Source organism: Bradyrhizobium sp. NAS80.1, from assembly GCF_001908205.1.
GTDB lineage: Bacteria > Pseudomonadota > Alphaproteobacteria > Rhizobiales > Xanthobacteraceae > Bradyrhizobium.
Genome location: NZ_LGHL01000007.1, coordinates 43,965 through 58,698, shown reverse-complemented (window position 1 = coordinate 58,698; position 14,734 = coordinate 43,965). Strand labels below are relative to the sequence as shown.

General features: G+C 58.9%; 18 protein-coding genes and 1 pseudogene. 4 read left to right on the top strand and 15 right to left on the bottom strand.

All coding sequences use genetic code 11. The annotated features are described in order from the left end of the window. Positions 1 to 42: 42 nt before the first annotated feature. Complete coding sequence (locus AC629_RS02095) at positions 43 to 249, bottom strand: hypothetical protein (RefSeq protein WP_084803115.1); 207 nt, start codon at positions 247 to 249, stop codon at positions 43 to 45. Between the two features lies 1 nt (position 250). Continuing rightward, a complete protein-coding gene (locus tag AC629_RS02090) occupies positions 251 to 1,369 on the bottom strand; it encodes an ATP-grasp domain-containing protein (protein ID WP_143198849.1) in 1,119 nt (372 codons plus the stop codon). 879 nt (positions 1,370 to 2,248) lie between these two features. On the opposite strand from AC629_RS02090, the gene AC629_RS02085 reads away from it, so the two are divergent. Next, entirely contained in the window at positions 2,249 to 2,686 is a 438-nt protein-coding gene (locus AC629_RS02085) for a hypothetical protein (RefSeq protein WP_084803113.1), read from the top strand. On the opposite strand, the gene tnpC is transcribed toward AC629_RS02085, so the two are convergent. The 6 genes from tnpC to AC629_RS02040 form a co-directional block, all read right to left on the bottom strand. Continuing rightward, complete coding sequence (gene tnpC, locus AC629_RS02080; RefSeq protein WP_084803112.1) at positions 2,687 to 4,270, bottom strand: IS66 family transposase; 1,584 nt, start codon at positions 4,268 to 4,270, stop codon at positions 2,687 to 2,689. A 99-nt stretch (positions 4,271 to 4,369) separates the two neighbouring features. Next, on the bottom strand, positions 4,370 to 4,720 hold the full coding sequence (tnpB, locus tag AC629_RS02075) for an IS66 family insertion sequence element accessory protein TnpB (protein ID WP_084803111.1): 351 nt from the start codon (positions 4,718 to 4,720) through the stop codon (positions 4,370 to 4,372). After that, entirely contained in the window at positions 4,717 to 5,169 is a 453-nt protein-coding gene (gene tnpA, locus AC629_RS50385) for an IS66-like element accessory protein TnpA (protein WP_168195369.1), read from the bottom strand. The genes tnpB and tnpA overlap by 4 nt, the downstream gene beginning before the upstream one ends. A 650-nt stretch (positions 5,170 to 5,819) precedes the next feature. Next, entirely contained in the window at positions 5,820 to 6,299 is a 480-nt protein-coding gene (locus tag AC629_RS50380) for a helix-turn-helix domain-containing protein (RefSeq protein ID WP_502692998.1), read from the bottom strand. A 1,732-nt stretch (positions 6,300 to 8,031) separates the two neighbouring features. Then, on the bottom strand, positions 8,032 to 8,355 hold the full coding sequence (locus AC629_RS02045) for a hypothetical protein (protein WP_084803106.1): 324 nt from the start codon (positions 8,353 to 8,355) through the stop codon (positions 8,032 to 8,034). A 225-nt stretch (positions 8,356 to 8,580) separates the two neighbouring features. Beyond that, positions 8,581 to 8,919, bottom strand: coding sequence for a hypothetical protein (locus tag AC629_RS02040; protein ID WP_245331672.1), 339 nt, complete (start codon positions 8,917 to 8,919; stop codon positions 8,581 to 8,583). Positions 8,920 to 9,061: 142 nt separating this feature from the next. Between AC629_RS02040 and AC629_RS46445 the strand changes: the two genes are divergently transcribed. Beyond that, positions 9,062 to 9,208, top strand: coding sequence for a hypothetical protein (locus AC629_RS46445; protein WP_168195364.1), 147 nt, complete (start codon positions 9,062 to 9,064; stop codon positions 9,206 to 9,208). Positions 9,209 to 10,399: 1,191 nt separating this feature from the next. Here the strand turns inward: AC629_RS46445 and AC629_RS02030 are convergent. From AC629_RS02030 to AC629_RS02010, 6 genes are all read right to left on the bottom strand, one after another. Beyond that, complete coding sequence (locus tag AC629_RS02030) at positions 10,400 to 10,591, bottom strand: hypothetical protein (RefSeq protein WP_168195363.1); 192 nt, start codon at positions 10,589 to 10,591, stop codon at positions 10,400 to 10,402. A gap of 7 nt (positions 10,592 to 10,598) precedes the next feature. Further along, entirely contained in the window at positions 10,599 to 10,769 is a 171-nt protein-coding gene (locus AC629_RS02025) for a hypothetical protein (RefSeq protein ID WP_245331678.1), read from the bottom strand. Between the two features lie 336 nt (positions 10,770 to 11,105). Continuing rightward, a complete protein-coding gene (locus AC629_RS02020; RefSeq protein ID WP_245331671.1) occupies positions 11,106 to 11,276 on the bottom strand; it encodes a hypothetical protein in 171 nt (56 codons plus the stop codon). A gap of 132 nt (positions 11,277 to 11,408) precedes the next feature. Continuing rightward, complete coding sequence (locus tag AC629_RS46440; protein ID WP_168195367.1) at positions 11,409 to 11,567, bottom strand: hypothetical protein; 159 nt, start codon at positions 11,565 to 11,567, stop codon at positions 11,409 to 11,411. 452 nt (positions 11,568 to 12,019) lie between these two features. Further along, complete coding sequence (locus AC629_RS46435) at positions 12,020 to 12,274, bottom strand: hypothetical protein (protein ID WP_168195366.1); 255 nt, start codon at positions 12,272 to 12,274, stop codon at positions 12,020 to 12,022. A gap of 84 nt (positions 12,275 to 12,358) precedes the next feature. Next, complete coding sequence (locus AC629_RS02010) at positions 12,359 to 12,811, bottom strand: Hsp20 family protein (protein WP_084803102.1); 453 nt, start codon at positions 12,809 to 12,811, stop codon at positions 12,359 to 12,361. A gap of 298 nt (positions 12,812 to 13,109) precedes the next feature. Here AC629_RS02010 and AC629_RS02005 point away from each other — a divergent pair, with 298 nt between their 5' ends. Both AC629_RS02005 and AC629_RS02000 read left to right on the top strand, forming a co-directional pair. Next, positions 13,110 to 13,316, top strand: coding sequence for a hypothetical protein (locus tag AC629_RS02005; protein WP_084803171.1), 207 nt, complete (start codon positions 13,110 to 13,112; stop codon positions 13,314 to 13,316). 9 nt (positions 13,317 to 13,325) lie between these two features. Next, on the top strand, positions 13,326 to 13,532 hold the full coding sequence (locus AC629_RS02000) for a hypothetical protein (RefSeq protein WP_084803101.1): 207 nt from the start codon (positions 13,326 to 13,328) through the stop codon (positions 13,530 to 13,532). Between the two features lie 48 nt (positions 13,533 to 13,580). Here the strand turns inward: AC629_RS02000 and AC629_RS01995 are convergent. After that, a pseudogene (locus AC629_RS01995) lies at positions 13,581 to 14,345 on the bottom strand (ISL3 family transposase); the annotation flags it as partial. Between the last annotated feature and the right edge of the window lie 389 nt (positions 14,346 to 14,734).

Below are 14,734 nucleotides of genomic sequence, written 5' to 3'. Positions count from 1 at the left end.
TCTCGATCGATCGTGACCGTAGCGACGACCTGTTTCTCCTCGCTACTTGGCAGCCTTCTTCTTTCTCTTTTTCTTGGCCGCTTGCGCGTCGCGATAGGCTGGGGTCGCTTTCCAATCCTTCTCAAACTCTCTCACTCCGGCCTGGAATTGACGAAGCAGCTTGCGCGTCTCTGTGCTTTTGGGTGTGACCGCCACCCGAATAAACGTGCGACCCTTGTTCACCCGTTTGTTGACCTTGATATCCGCCATGCTAGTTGCCTCTTGCGGTTGCCTGCAAGCGGCCCCGACGGGGGCCTGCCCCTTGCCAAGGTTTCTTGATGTTATCGGAGAATTCGGAAGCGTGGAAGATGCACGGAGGGCCATCGATGCCTCTGAGCATGTACCAATCCGGAGCCGCGTCGTAACTGTCCTCAATATCGACCGGCACACCTTGCGCCAGCCGGACATAGCTCGCAGCCATGTTGTGCTTTCCAACCAGATCGAAGATGTTGGTTGCCGACGAGAACCGGCCTGCGTTGATTTCCGTGATGCAAGGAACGCCGCGTGCATTCTCCTTGAGATCCACGCTGAAGACGCCGGACACCTTTGCATCAAGCAATTTGATCGCCCGTATGCAGGTCTCGACGACCTTCGGTTCGAACACCGTCTTTGCGAGGGCTGCTACGGAAGACACTTCCGCCGGTTGGCTGCCTGTCCCGAGGTAGGAAAGTCGTTCATACGTCTTGATCAGCACCAGCTCGCCATCCTTCCAAAGGCTTTGACAGCCGAAATCGCGGCCTGGCAGGTACTCTGAGAGCATGAACGAGGAGACAGGCACGCCGCGCATCTCCTTCCAGTACCGGATCCAGCTGCGCGCCTGCTCCGGCGTCCGAACCGGCAGCGCACCAAGCGCGCCAGCCCCGTCCCGAACACGGCACCATAGTGGCCTGCCCCTCAACTGCTGAAAGATCCTGGTAACGTGCCTCAGGTCCTTCACCTGATAGCTCGCGGGGGCGTCGACGCCGTTGGCGCGCAAGAGCGTAATGAGGTGGGACTTGTCGCGGCAGATTTCGAGCACGGATGCGCGTGGCAGGAACAGGTACTCACTCAGATGCTTACGCACGCGCGACAAGCTGTCCGGATCAGAATCAACCGTAGGAACAATGAGATCCAGCCGTTCTGTTTCGACAATCCATCGCAGTGCCTGGGACCATTCCGGATGGTCCACGGGCGGAACGAGATAGTGTCTGTCCGCGTCGGATTTCTTCAGAGTGAACTGGTCGTCATTACAGCCGACAATGAAGACAGGCTCGCCCCCTCTTCGCAAGCTGCGGGCCAGATTGTTGCTCGGAGCGTGACCAGCGTTCGTAAAGAGCAATCGCGCAGTCAATGAACTTCTCCTGCGTCTCACAGCGATATGTCGCGCTTAGAAAAAGACAGTATGGATCATGCGACACAAAATAGACATTCAATTTCAAATAGAATTCAAATTTCCACTGGGCCTTCGCCGCCATCGGATCGGTGCCTTCCCGGCGATCGGAGCAGCCACTCCTCTAAGGAACGGAAGGACGACTGGGGGCTCGCCTACTGGTTCGCGTCGGTCAACAGCCTCCTCGGCGGCCAGCGGCCACGGGACTTGCTGCGAGCGCGTCGTCGCGGCGGCGGAGGGGTGGCTGGCGCATTCGATGGCTAGGAAGAGGTCCGGGCGGGCGACGGCCCGCACATCTACGCAAATGGGCAATGTTGGCGGGGTTCCCGATGGGATCCACGGGCCCACCAAAATAGTGGGTCATACGTGGTCGGCTCTCGCAGGAACAATCCCCTCGTCTCTGGATGAGCGCTTGATCGTAGGTCAGTCCTACTAGAAAACTTTCGCAGTATTTGACGACGCCTTCGCGATTATTGCGGGACTGTCCACTATATGGACCGTCGAGCAATTCTCGAGAATCTAATGCAAGGACAATCAGGCACTTGAGCCGCCTTGTCAAATTCAGATTGAGAAACCTGCAAACCATTAGCTGCGAAAAACCCGAGACTATCTATCATATATTGCGAAAGGTTTCTCATCGCATAGTACGCCCCTTCCTCCTGGAAGTACTGCCGGCAGTCGTCTAGAATGCGCAGCTTGAATGTGAGCGTCACGAGAGGATCACCGTGCCCGGCCTTGACTTGCGCGGAATGCTTTGGATTGCCCGATCGAGGTGATTGACGCTGCCGTTGCGTGATGATGGGGTGATCGCGGGTTGGAGTGGGCAACGGGGACCTCGGAATGACCAGCGAGTCGCAGCTACGCGAGAAGCTTCGGAAGATCGAGGCGTTGTTCGCGGGTGCCGGAACTGCCGGTGAGCGCCTTGCGGCGGAAGCTGCGCTACAGCGGGTGCGTGCCCGGGTCGAGGAGCTGGCTCGCCACGATCCGCCGATCGAGCAGCAGTTGTCATTTCCTGACCAATGGTCGCGGCACCTGTTCTTGGCGCTTTGCCGCCGGTACGGGCTGCGGCCGTTTCGTTATCACCGCCAGCGCCGCAACACGGTGATGATCCGTGCGTCACGAGGCTTCGTCGACAAGGTTCTGCTGCCGGAGTTCACCGAGCTGGAGAGGGCGTTGCAAGTCTATCTGCACGAGGTGACGCTGCGCGTGATCCGCGAGGAGATCTATGACGACACCAGCGATGCGCAAGAAGTTCCAGATGCCCTGCCGTCGAACTGATCAGGCGGCGAGCTTTGCCTGCGAGCTGTCGCGCTCGGCCTTCCAATTCCACGGCAACAGCATGTGCAGCTGATTGATCTTTGTCCGTCCGGAGACGATGCGCTCGAGAACATCGGTCAGATAGTGCCGCGGGTCGATGTCTTGCAGCTTTGCCGTGTTGATGAGCGACGCGAGAACGGCCCACGTCTCGGCGCCGCCTTCACTGCCGGCGAACAAGTAGTTCTTCTTTCCCAGGCCTATCGGCTTGATGCTGCGCTCGACCGTATTGCTGTCTATTTCAATGCGTCCGTCATCGATGAAGCGCGTCAGGCCGTCCCAATGGTTGAGGGTGTAGCGGATGGCTTTTCCCAGACCGGACTTCTTCGAGACTTCCAGCAGTCGCGCCTCGAGCCAGGGTTTGAAGTCCTCGATCAGCGGCCTGGTGTCGGTTTGCCGCACCGCAGCCCGATGCGCCGCCGGCAGACCGCGGATGCGATCCTCAATGGCGTAGAACATCGCGATCCGTTGCAGCGCTTCCGCGGCAATCGGCGACTTCGTCGCGACGTGAACGTCCCAGAACTTCCGCCGCGCATGCGCGAAGCAGAACGCCAGCTGCACCAGCCGGCCGCCGTTCTTGATCAGGCCCTTATAGGCGGCATAGCCGTCGACCTGCAGGATGCCGTGGTAGTCCCCGAACAGCTGCTTGGCGCGGATCGCCTTGCGATCCTCGGCAAACATGTAGACCACCGCCGGCGGCGCCAGGCCGCCCCACGGACGGTCATCGGTGGCGATCGCCCAGAACTGGCAGACTTTAGTCCTGCCACGGCCGGGATCGAGAACCGGCAGCGGCGTCTCGTCGGCAAACAGCCGCGGGTAGGACATCACTGTGTCGCGCAACAGCGTGTGAAGCGGCTTCAGCCACCAGGCGGCGCGGCCCATCCACGAGGCCAGCGTCTGCCGGTCGAGCGTGATGCCTTGCGCGGCGAACATCTGTTCCTGCCGATACAGCGGCAGCTGGTAGCCGTATTTCATCACCGCGATGTGGGCCAGCAAGGCTTCCGTCACCATCCCGCCGTCGATCGCCTGGGCCGGCGCGGGTGCCTGCAGCACACCCTGGCGGCATCCCCGGCAGCCGTACCGCGGACGCACAATGCGCTTGCCCCGGTACTGCATCGGAATGACGTCGAAGGCTTCCTTGACGGTTTCCCCGATCTTGTGCAGCCGCTCGCCGCAGCAGGGGCAGATGTGGCTCTCGATATCGATCACGACGTCGATGCGCGACAAATGCTCCGGAAGCTTCCCCCGGTTGCGTCGCGCCGGTCGCTTTCCACGGCCTTCCGCTCCATCAGGCAGCCTGCCTCCGGTCACGTCGTCGTTGGCGGCAGCACCGGCCGCCTGCGCCGTAATAGTGAAGAGAGACAGCTGTCCGGGATCCAGTGTCTCGGAGCGGGGACCGAAGATGGTGCGCTTGTACTGGGACAGGATCATCAGGAGCTTGTCGTTCTCCTGGACCGCAGCGTCGCGTTGGGCGATCGCCGCATCACGCTCGGCCGCCAGCGTGCCGCAATCCGCCGACAACGCCGCAAGCCGTGACGATAGCGCCATCACGGCTTGTCGGAGCAATGCTGGATCGGAAGGCAAATCAATCATGCAGCGGAATCGTACAACAACTCCGCATGAATGACGAACTACTCTTGATAAGGATCAACCAGCTCGTGCTGGCTGATCCACAACACGCATCGGCACACGCTTCCAGTCTGAGCCGTCGAGCAGCACCGAGAGCTGAGCATGAGATAGCGGCATGACGCCTTCCTTGATCGGCGGCCAGGTGAACTGCCCCTCGATTCTCTTGTAGTAAAGGACAAGGCCGCTTCCGTCCCAGGTCAGGATCTTCACGCGATCTCGGCGCTTGGAGCGGAAGATATAAAGTCCGCCGTCGAACGGATCGGCTCCAAACGCCTCGCTCACCAGTATCGCCAGCGAGTCCATGCCGCGACGGAAATCGACCGGCTGCGTCGCGATCCAGATCGACAACCCGGGTCGCAGCCCGATCATCGGCCAACCGTCCCGACTGCCGCCAGCACCTCGCACAGCGCCCGCCGGTCGACCGTCCCCCTGACACGGATGCGAACCGCACCGACCTCGATCTCGATTGCCGCCTGCTCCTCGCACGACGGCAATTTGCTCCCGCAGCCGGTGATCGCGACCGGCACAAAGCCAGGTGGTACGTCTCCGGCCCCGCGCTCCGCGACCTTCGCCCGCGTCGTTTGACGACGCCACAGAAACAACAGGCTTGGGCTGATGTCATGTCGCCGCGCCACCGCGGACACGCTTGCACCCGGCGCAAAACTCTCCGCGACAATCGCCCCCTTCGCACCGGTCGACCAGCGCCGGCGCCGGCCGGTCCCGGTGATGATCTCGACACGCTGCAGCGTGTCGGCGCCGTCTTCGAGGATAGGCGTATGCCTATCCTTATCGCCATCCTTACGACTATCCTTTGACATGGTGACCTCGTGACCAACCATTCCACGAGATCTTTCTAACCCACCAGATCAGCCCTCAGCACGTGGTCCCTGGATGACGCTCACGCTTGAATAAAGACAGCTAGATGGCCTATTGCAAATCGGTCACCGGACCTCCGCGGGGCGCCTGGAATGTGATCTGCCGTCCTCATAATGAGCTACTCATCGTCGATGAGCGAGGGCAGACTATTCACGTAAGCAGCACGGCCGAACCAATCCAAGTTCGAGACGTCCTCGACCTCATCAAAACTGCTATCGATAAATCTGCCGCGCCAGCAGTAATCAGAACCGATGCGAGCATCTTATTCGCTCGCCGTGACTCCTTCAGTCTGCTGACTGACTTTGACATCCAGCACGAGATTGTACCCGATACACTACATCACCTCCGCTAAAGGAGACGAAGGCGAATACTAGAGCCACTTTCTCCCTTAGGCTTCCTCTTCGGCACTTCGATGTGACGCACCTTCTGATCAGACGCTGAAACACTGGTCCCATTTTTGGTAGGTACGCACTTCAATTGTCACCGACACTCTGCCTTTCGGGAGATGAAAGTTGGGACTTGATAGCGCAAGTATGTCGATGAAATCGAGCCACCGACCCCTTCCATCGGCAATCCGACAACTGGCCACAAGTCACTGAACGTGGGTGACGGCCCCACTCATGCCTGCTTTTGACTTGGCGACATCCTGAGGGCCCAATCCGCGATACTTTGCATCAAGAAGTGCCGTTGCGCGGCCACGACGCCACAATCCGAACCGGCAAAGACCGCAAATCCAAGCCGCACTCGAAGATAGGTCCCTGGAAATTCTCCGCGGAGTTACGGAGTAGGCTTCTGCAAGTTGATTTGAACTAACGTATCTTCGGCAAAACGAGACCAGCTCTTTTTCTGAAAACATCCGCCGGCCTCTGTGCTTGGGACACTGCGCAAACCGCAAAAGACCGTTTCGCGTCGCGGCTCGAACGCTACTTTCGCTCATACCTGCATATTGGGCAGCTTCTTCTACGGTATAAAATCCGGGCGAGATTTCGGGGAATAGTCTTCTAAGATCATGGGTATGCACCAAAAATCGGCGCAGACCGCGCTGCCTTCCCTCTTTCCTTAACAGCGACATTTTTCCAGCAAGCGCGTATTCTAATACGTCCGTAAGCTTGGCTGAGCTCACGCATAATGTTTGACGAATTTCTACCCTCGCGCGACCTGGTTTCACCGGTATCGCGATCGCTGCCAACCTGTCCAAGAAATGCATGATTGAGGAAGCGCAGAGCCAAGCCTTCCCGCGATGGGACAGCGTCTTGATGTAACCGACCCCACTCGAAGGCTGGTAATCCTCTAACGGCAGAAAGCTAAAGATGGTACCCTTGGGCGAGGGCTCCAGCGAGGTGACGCTATGGATGAGTTCAAGATCAAGATCGCGCGCATCGAGATGGTTTCGCCCAACGAACGGGGGGGAGGACGTTTGCCTCGCGTTTCAAATCGAGAGCGATCAGATCAGTTTTTCACTGCCAGTTTTCCTGAACTCGCGCGAATTTGACGACACCGAAGTCGTCGCAGTTGCGCGAAGCAAGCTGTATGACGTTTTCAGGCAGCTTTGCAGTCAATGCAAGGGTTGGAAGTTGTCGGATGACGAGCGTCGCCAGCTCGCAAGTATCAGCGCACGGCCAGCTTCGTAGGCTCGCGCGCGAAATGGGGAACGGCCCCAGATAGAAGGAATAGCGCCTGTTTTATTTGCTTCGGTGTCGATGTGACCATTCGAACCGTCAGACGCGAATTATATCGACTCCCGGATGAAAAGGGTGTCTAGTCCCTCGCACCACCGCTCAGCCCATGGCCTCTATCGGTGATGAGAACGCCAGTTGCGCTCCCGCCCAATCAAACAGGGAGCAGCGGCAATGCTAAAACGGCGACGTTTCGGGTCTTCCTCATCAACCTTCGAATTTCGCTTTAGCGCGAGACGCAATCAACTTGCGTAAAGAGCTGACGGCATACCGCGCAGCATCCGCCGTGACGAGCCCCTGCGGGAAGGCATTCCAGATAGATGCACGCAGCGAAGTCGATAAGTGGCATTTCCGGGCTCAACAGCATGCGCGGTCCATCAGGCGCGCGGCTTTCTCGGCATAGAGGCTGTCAGCGACGTACGTGTTGCATGTCGTCCCTCATGGACGCCAGCTCTGCCCGGAATTCGCCCAAGGACAATCGACATGAAGTGGAACAGTAGAATTCTCCGTTCCTACAACCACAAACTCGAATGTGCTTTGCTTATTGCGCTGCTGATCACTATTTGTCTTTGGCTCAGCATCTGATCGCGAATGGGAGCCCCAATCGCGCGACGGCTTCACGAAGCTTCTGTCTGTGCGCCATCGACGCGCTTGCTTTCTGGGCGGTACTATTTATTTCACCCAGACTCTGCTTCTCAGCTTGCACCTGAGGCCCAATCTCCTTGCGACGCTTAATTTGCGGCGCCTCTTCAGCAGCCGACGACCCGCTGCGAGCCAGATTCTCGTTCATCTCCATCAATTCGGCGCGGAACGGGTTTCGATCTGAGGCCGATCTGTTGTTTTTGGCGGCGGTTGATGGTTTCGCCATTGCTTGCGCGCGCCCAAGGGATGGCAGCCCAAATCTCTACAGCGGTGAACCTTCGCATAGTCCGTTCAGACCAATCTTTACCGGGGATTTGTCTTCCCTCCCGGGGCTGGTAAACCGCCGCCTGCGCTTCATTTAAGCGGGCGGCGTTTTTGCTGGTGGACCAAATCGACACACGCGACGGCGCGTAATGCGGCCGCTAGCGACCAGCGTGAACAGGCGGGTAACGAGGATCTATCGGCCGAAAGCCAACTGGGCACGACTTACTTCGATGAGATTTTATAAACATCGCCAGGCTTGAGGTTGAACTCCTCAAATGTTCTTCGCTGCTTTTCCGTCAGTTGCATGTTCAATAGTTCGGCCGTCCATCCTTCAGGCACGGCTGCAAGAACCAATGGATGGCTCCGGGCGGCGTGATTAAGCGCAAGGTCGCCGTCAAACCGCTGATGACGTTCAAGCAACGTATCTGTCAGCGCCTGACTCGGCTTAGCCAGCGCAATCCAAATCTCCGTCGCGGGCTCTTCCGCCAACGTATCGTCTGGGGTGAGCTCAACGATGGAGAAAGAGTCGCCAAAGGATTCCGCCATGAAGGCGTTCTTCCAACGATTGGATCTGCTCGATACGGCGGCGCTACACCATGGCGCTGGTCCCTGTTTGAGTGGGCCGGGAGCGCTGTGATGGGGCGTCCTCAATCACCGATAAATGCGAAGGGCGCTCGGCGATGGTGAGAAAGCTACGCCCGGCACAGAAAGATCGCCAGCGATATGTTTCGTTTCTATCTAGGAACCATCGCGGAATTGCTCTGCCAACGATCACTTGCGCCGGTCGTGCTCGGCTCGATTGGCGGTAGCAAGTTTGTCGCGGATGTACTCTGCGAGATCTCCGACCTCGGTTTCCAGGGCTTCCCGGGTGATGCCTTGGCCCTTGGCGCCCTCGACAAGGCGGTCGACCAGTTCGTCGACGTTCTGCGAAGCGCCCTTCAGGCCGGGCTGCTCGGCTGCGTGAACGCTATTTTCGAGCCAAAAGTCTACGTATTCGCGCGCCGCCGTTGGCATGTGATGTTCCCCGTGGACAAAGCCGTATCCCGCGTAGGGGGCGAAAGTTGCAATAGGAAAAACCAGCCAGCTCAAAAGGCCGGCGGGGTCTATCATAGCTCAACGCGAGCGGGCTTCCGATCGCCGACGGAATATGTTCGGACCATGCTGCTCCTCGGGGGCGCTGCCCGATAGGAACGTTTGGGTCCCCAGAGAGTCGGATGGCGATAATCCGCGGCGTCGCCCGATGGAAAAAGCAGTGGCATACGCGATCTCGGCCCTCATCCTCGGCTTCGGTGTCTGGATCTTTGTCGCCGGCCTGTCCTCGAGCTCGCCTGCCCTATGGTCCGTCGTCGCCCTGGTCCCCATCGTGATCGGGCTCGTAAGCGCCTTCGGGCCCATCTAGCGATTTCAGCACCGCGGGCGCCTCGACGCGTCTGCCCCCAGAGACCGGCAGACGTTGTCGCCCTCGGTCTCTTGATCCTGTAGCCGCAAACCGCCCCAAAGTTTTCACGGTGTGGGTGGCGAGGAACCAGGCGAAACAAGCCAGCTTGAGAATGTTGCTGGCTGCCCGCGCGGAGCCGGGCGTGGCCCCGGCACCACCCCAGACACCCCTCTGCGAGCCGGGGCCGCTCTCCTTCCGACGTTTGAGCCGCGCCATGCCTTCGAAAATTCAGTATTGATTGTATATTATAATATATTCTACCCTACCGTTCGTGGGCAGGCGGACTCTGATGGGGAGAAATCGATGCTCAACAACACTGATCGCAACGCGAAGCTGGCTCAGCTGTCGCCAATTGGCTGGGCTCTTCTTTACTGGGGCCTCTTTCTTTTTATCGGGCTCTATGTCGGCTGGTGATTGACGCCGTTGGGTCAACACATCTTGCTGGAGAAGCCTGAGGCAGCTCTTGCCGGCGCGACAATTCTGCCAAAGGGATGCCGCTGGCAATCAGTCGGGGCAATATGGCCTTGCAAATGCCCCGATGCCTTTCCGCAAACGAACGCCGCCTTACTTCATGAAAAGCAAAACGGCCGTCGCCGCGACCGGCACGCAGCCGGCACCGATCACCAGCACGCGATATAGGATCTCTCTGCTCATGCCGTGACTTTGGCATAGGTTAAGTCCGGAAGGATATGCACTTTGCGCCAGTTTCGCCGTCGGGCTTTTACGGATGTCCGAAGGCGACGTAGACCAGGGCGCCGCCCGCCACCGCGCACCAGCAGTACCAAGCAATCAATATCAGGGTGCTCCGTCGCATGGAGCAACAAAGCGCTGGGCGGTGCAAACCGGTTTGATCTAGCTCAATCCCGGCGGCCGAAACCCGGGCGAGCGCACCCACATCTCGCATCGGCAGGCTCTCCTCAGGGCCTGATCTCGCGCCGCACCAATCGGGAGTTCTTCGGCTTCTTCGCGCAGTCGTCTGGCTTCGGCGGCTAGGCGCTTTTCCAAATTTTCCGTCTGCTTGATCCGGCGGCGGTGCGCTGTCATCGCGTCACTCCTAGGGGAGCCCCGCGCCTAACGTCTCCGAACTGCAACGGTTTCCAGCGCTCCTACAAATTCGAACAGCCGCTGGCTCACCGCCCAAGCCATCTTAGCTCAGGCCCGCCCAACGCCGGGCGCATCGGGGGGACTTTCATCTGGAAACGGCTCTTGGGTCTTGCGACCCAGCAACGTATCCCCGGCCCCGCTCATCGCGCGCTCAACCTCAGTCGCCAACACCTTGTAGTGCTCGGCCAGCTTGCCGAACAGCTCCCGTTTGGACGGGTTCGTCGCAAGGTCACGGATCATCTCGCACTCAGCTATCTGAGTGCGAAGCTTCTCCAAGTGCGCCTGTATGTCTTTCATTTCGTTTCCCCTGCCGCTCGTTCGCCTCCTGCTTCGCCAGTTGCTCCTCCACGTTGAGGACGACCATGCGCCGGAAGTCCAGGTCGGTTATTTTCTCAAAGGCCTTGATCAAGCGCAGCATCTGCAGATCTTCGATACAACTAGGCATGCAAAAACCCCATCAAGAAACTGGCAGACTAAAATAGGGAAAACTATGCAACGGTTCTCATCGAATAGGAACAGGGAATATCGCCGAAGGTTAAAAACCTGCCGGCCCCCGCCGAGCTGGCGGAGCGGCCCCGGCGATACCCCAAGCGCCTCTGCGCGCCGGGGCCGCCTCTCCGCTCACTGAGAGAGGCTGCCGCTCACGAAAGTCCGCTAATCGACACCGTTTACTTCGGTGAGATTTTGTAGACATCGCCCGGCTTGAGGTTGAGCTTCTCGAACGTACTTCGCTGCTTTTCCGTCAGTTGCACGTTCAATACTTCGGCCGTCCATCCTTCAGGCACTGCAGCGAGAATGTCAGCGCCTGGCTCGGCTTGGCCAGCGCAATCCAAATCTCCGTTTCGGGCTCTCCCGCCGATGCATCATCTGCGGTGACCTCGACGATAGAGAAAGAATTGCCGAATGATTCCGCCATGACCGTCACAATCGATCTGGGAGTCGTTTGTTGCAATGTGGTCCGCGAAGCGCCAGCCAGAGCAGCGTGACATCGACTAACAATGAAAGAGTCAACTCCACCTGCTTCACCACGCACAACCCGCCGCGCCCACCTATGCTCTCATCCAAGCGCCAGCATCATGTCCACCACACCCCAGAAGAAAACCGGTTGCAGTTTGGCATAGTAAATTGCTTGTTGGTCATCGTCGCACATAATGACATGCGGCGGCCCTGTGACGTGGCCGTTTTCATCAAGGACGTATACCCGATAGCTAGACACCTACCGCTCCCCCGGTTGGCAATCATCCTGTTCTTGGTAGGCGGGTTTCAAGGGCGAGCGCCATCAGCTATGTGAATCAAGCGGAACAACTGGAGACCTATGCCGCGACGAGCCGATGTTCGGGTCCGGCCAGAAGCAGAAACTAGACCGTGCAACACCTTGGTCGGGACCTCCTCGGGCGTCATTGATTAGATGAGGAGGCTGGTAAAGAATTGTTCGGTGATCTTCTCAGTCACTGACGGCTTCTTCTCGTCAGAAGTTGCGACGGTGACAAATTCGTTTTTGCAGTCCCAGCAGTGCCAAAGCTCCTGGACTTCCTGCGGATTGACGCGTTCATGCCACTCGAGGTGAACTGCCCCAGAACCACACCGGGGGCATTTTTCGTCATATGGTATTGAGACCGATGCCATGTGGAACCTCCCTCGTTTTTCCAAAGGCGGATGAAAGCTCGATTAGCGTCGTTCTGCTTCAGCCTCTCGCTCCAATCGCAAGATATGCGCTCGTAGCGCGCCGAACGTCTCTTCGGCCGCCTCGCTAAACAGCGGATCTTCGGGATTGGTCAGATCATCAGCGACTTCAGATCGCGATTTCTTTCCTGCCGCCCTCAAGGCTCTAAAGCCCCAAGATTGGACGGAGATCGCTTCGGCGATGTGGTGAAGAAGAGCATTGAAATCGAAGACGTTGTCGTGTGCGGGCGTCGTCCGCATGGCTAACCTCCGATCATAAGACGCACTAAGGTAGCCGCGCGGGAGAACCCGCGCGGTGGCGATCGGAACCAAGCCGCGGGTTGGTCAGGCGGCCTTGCCCTCGATCTGCTTGACCTGCCCCGCGCTTGCGCCCGTGATGGCGATGCGCCGCGGCTTCATGGCCTCGGGAATCTCGCGTTGAAGCTCGATGACCAGCAGACCATTCTCGAAGCGAGCGCCCTTGATCTCGACGTGGTCGGCAAGGGTGAACTGGCGCTTGAACGAGCGTGTCGACATTCCTCGATGCACAAAGGTCTTCTCGTCCTTCTCGGCTTTATGGCCTTCCAGCGTCAGGACGTTCTGTTCCACCGTAAGCGTCACCTCGTCCGGTGTGAACCCGGCGAGCGCTACCGAGATTTGGAAGCGGTTCTCGTCGAGCCGCTCGATGTTGTAGGGGGGATAGCTCTCTTCGGCGGTCCGCTGGACCTCGTCGAGAACGTCAAAAAGGCGGTCGAAGCCAATGGTCGATCTCCACAGGGGAGTCCAATCATACCTCATAGCCAAATCCTCCAAAGAGCAAGTTGGGTACGAGCTGGCACCGGACACCTTCCGGCGCCCGCCTTGATTTCGGGGCCCGGCAGGCGCCCCGGCCGCATCTCTGCGACGCCCAAAAAATCGGCAAATCCAAAAAAAAGTTCAAGAGGGTCTGAAAAAAAATTTTGGCCGCTGCTACGATTTGGCTAAAGGCCGACGGCCTCGTCGGGCTCTTGACAGCGCGGTCATCGCCGACAAAATTTCACGCCGGGGCACAACCCCGAACACAAAGGACAGCACGACGCCCGTCAAGGAGACGATGATGATCGATGAGAACCTTGCGCGACTACGCGCGCACCGCAACAACATTCACCGTTACCGCCGCCTGCTCGCGACCAGACTTTCCGAGCTTGAGCGAGCTTACATCCTCAAGCGGTTGCAGGATGAAGAGGCCGCTTTGCAGGCCTTGATGCAAACCACATTTCCTCTCAGCCTGCCCTCGGTGCGGCAATCGTCACGCGCGGCTTAGAGGTGTGTCATGTCCGAACTCGAAGCTTTCACCGTTCGCGGGCATCAGAAGATCGTTGAGCATTATCGGCAGCTGCGCGATTCAGCCAAATCGGACGCCGAGCGCGAGCGCTTCCAGAAACTTATGGATGAGGAGGAGATCCTGCTGGGGAGGTTTACCGAAGCCGCCTCAGCTGGACCTAGCAGAGGCGGAACGGCATCTCATGCTGAGCGATAAGCACATCGCCTTCCCAGTCGAGATCATCATAGGCTACAACGCCGCGGGTATCTGTCGCATCGATTTGCGGACGGCATCAAGGAACGCTCGGCTGGCGTTCTCCATCAGATGCCACCGATCCGCGACCTGTACCGCGTGCGGCAAGGCCTTTGCCGCCGCTTCGCCATACCCACCGCCACGATCGCGGGCGACGATCGAGATCGCGGGATGAGCAGCAAGCCAGGCTTGGGCGGTCGCAGGCTCCCGATCCGGTAGCAGGGTGACGACCCGGCGGCGTTCCAGGTTGCAGATGATGCTGGCGTATCGGTGATTGCGTCGCCAAGCCCAATCATCAATGCCGATAACTCTGAGCGGATCAGCCGGTGGACGGCTACGGCGCCGGACGACGCGCAGCAGTGTATCCTTGCTCACCGGCAGCATCAGCCTTTTTGCGAAGCCTGCCGCCGGTCGACCACCAAGCGCCAGGCCGAGGTGATGAACGATAGACTCCATCCTTGCAGTGCGCCGCGCCGATGGAGCCAGTACCCCTTCGGCGAAGCGCTCCGTGAAGATCTGGCGTCCGCATAGGACGGCGTCACAGCGGAAGCGGCGGGCGATTACCAGGAGCTGGACGATCCGCCCCGAGAGCGGCAGATCGGACACACGTCGCCGATATCGGCTGTGGACACGCCGGGAAACCGTTCCGCACGATGGACACAGACCAACGCTTCCCGACGCCCGGACCGCAATAACGGCCTTATCACCTTCGAAGTACGCACTCTCTACAACAAATCCGCTCGGCACCAAATTGGAGCACAAGAGTGCTTGCTGCATGGCGCTGATTCTCCCCCCAATCAAAGCGCCAGACATCCCTCAAACTGCATCAAAAGTGAGTCAGAGCCAAAATTGGAAGCCGATGGGGGGGGGTCAAGTTTGGGGCAGTTGTTGCGTTGCACAATTATCGGCTGAGGGACCGAAATGTGGGACAAGGACATTCGGTGGTGCCCAGGGGTGCTTTTCCGAATGCCGCGAGATCGTCATTGCAGATCATCCAGCTCATCCCAATTGCGGCCCCCGGCCAAGCCCACCTTAGCCGCTACGCGCCGAGATATTTCCCGGAATGGCGAAACGCCGGTCTAGGGGGACTGTTGCCTCCACGGCGGCGGAATCTTCGCGAGGAGCGGGACAGTCACCATCGCGGCCGGAGCGGCGTAACGCCCGCT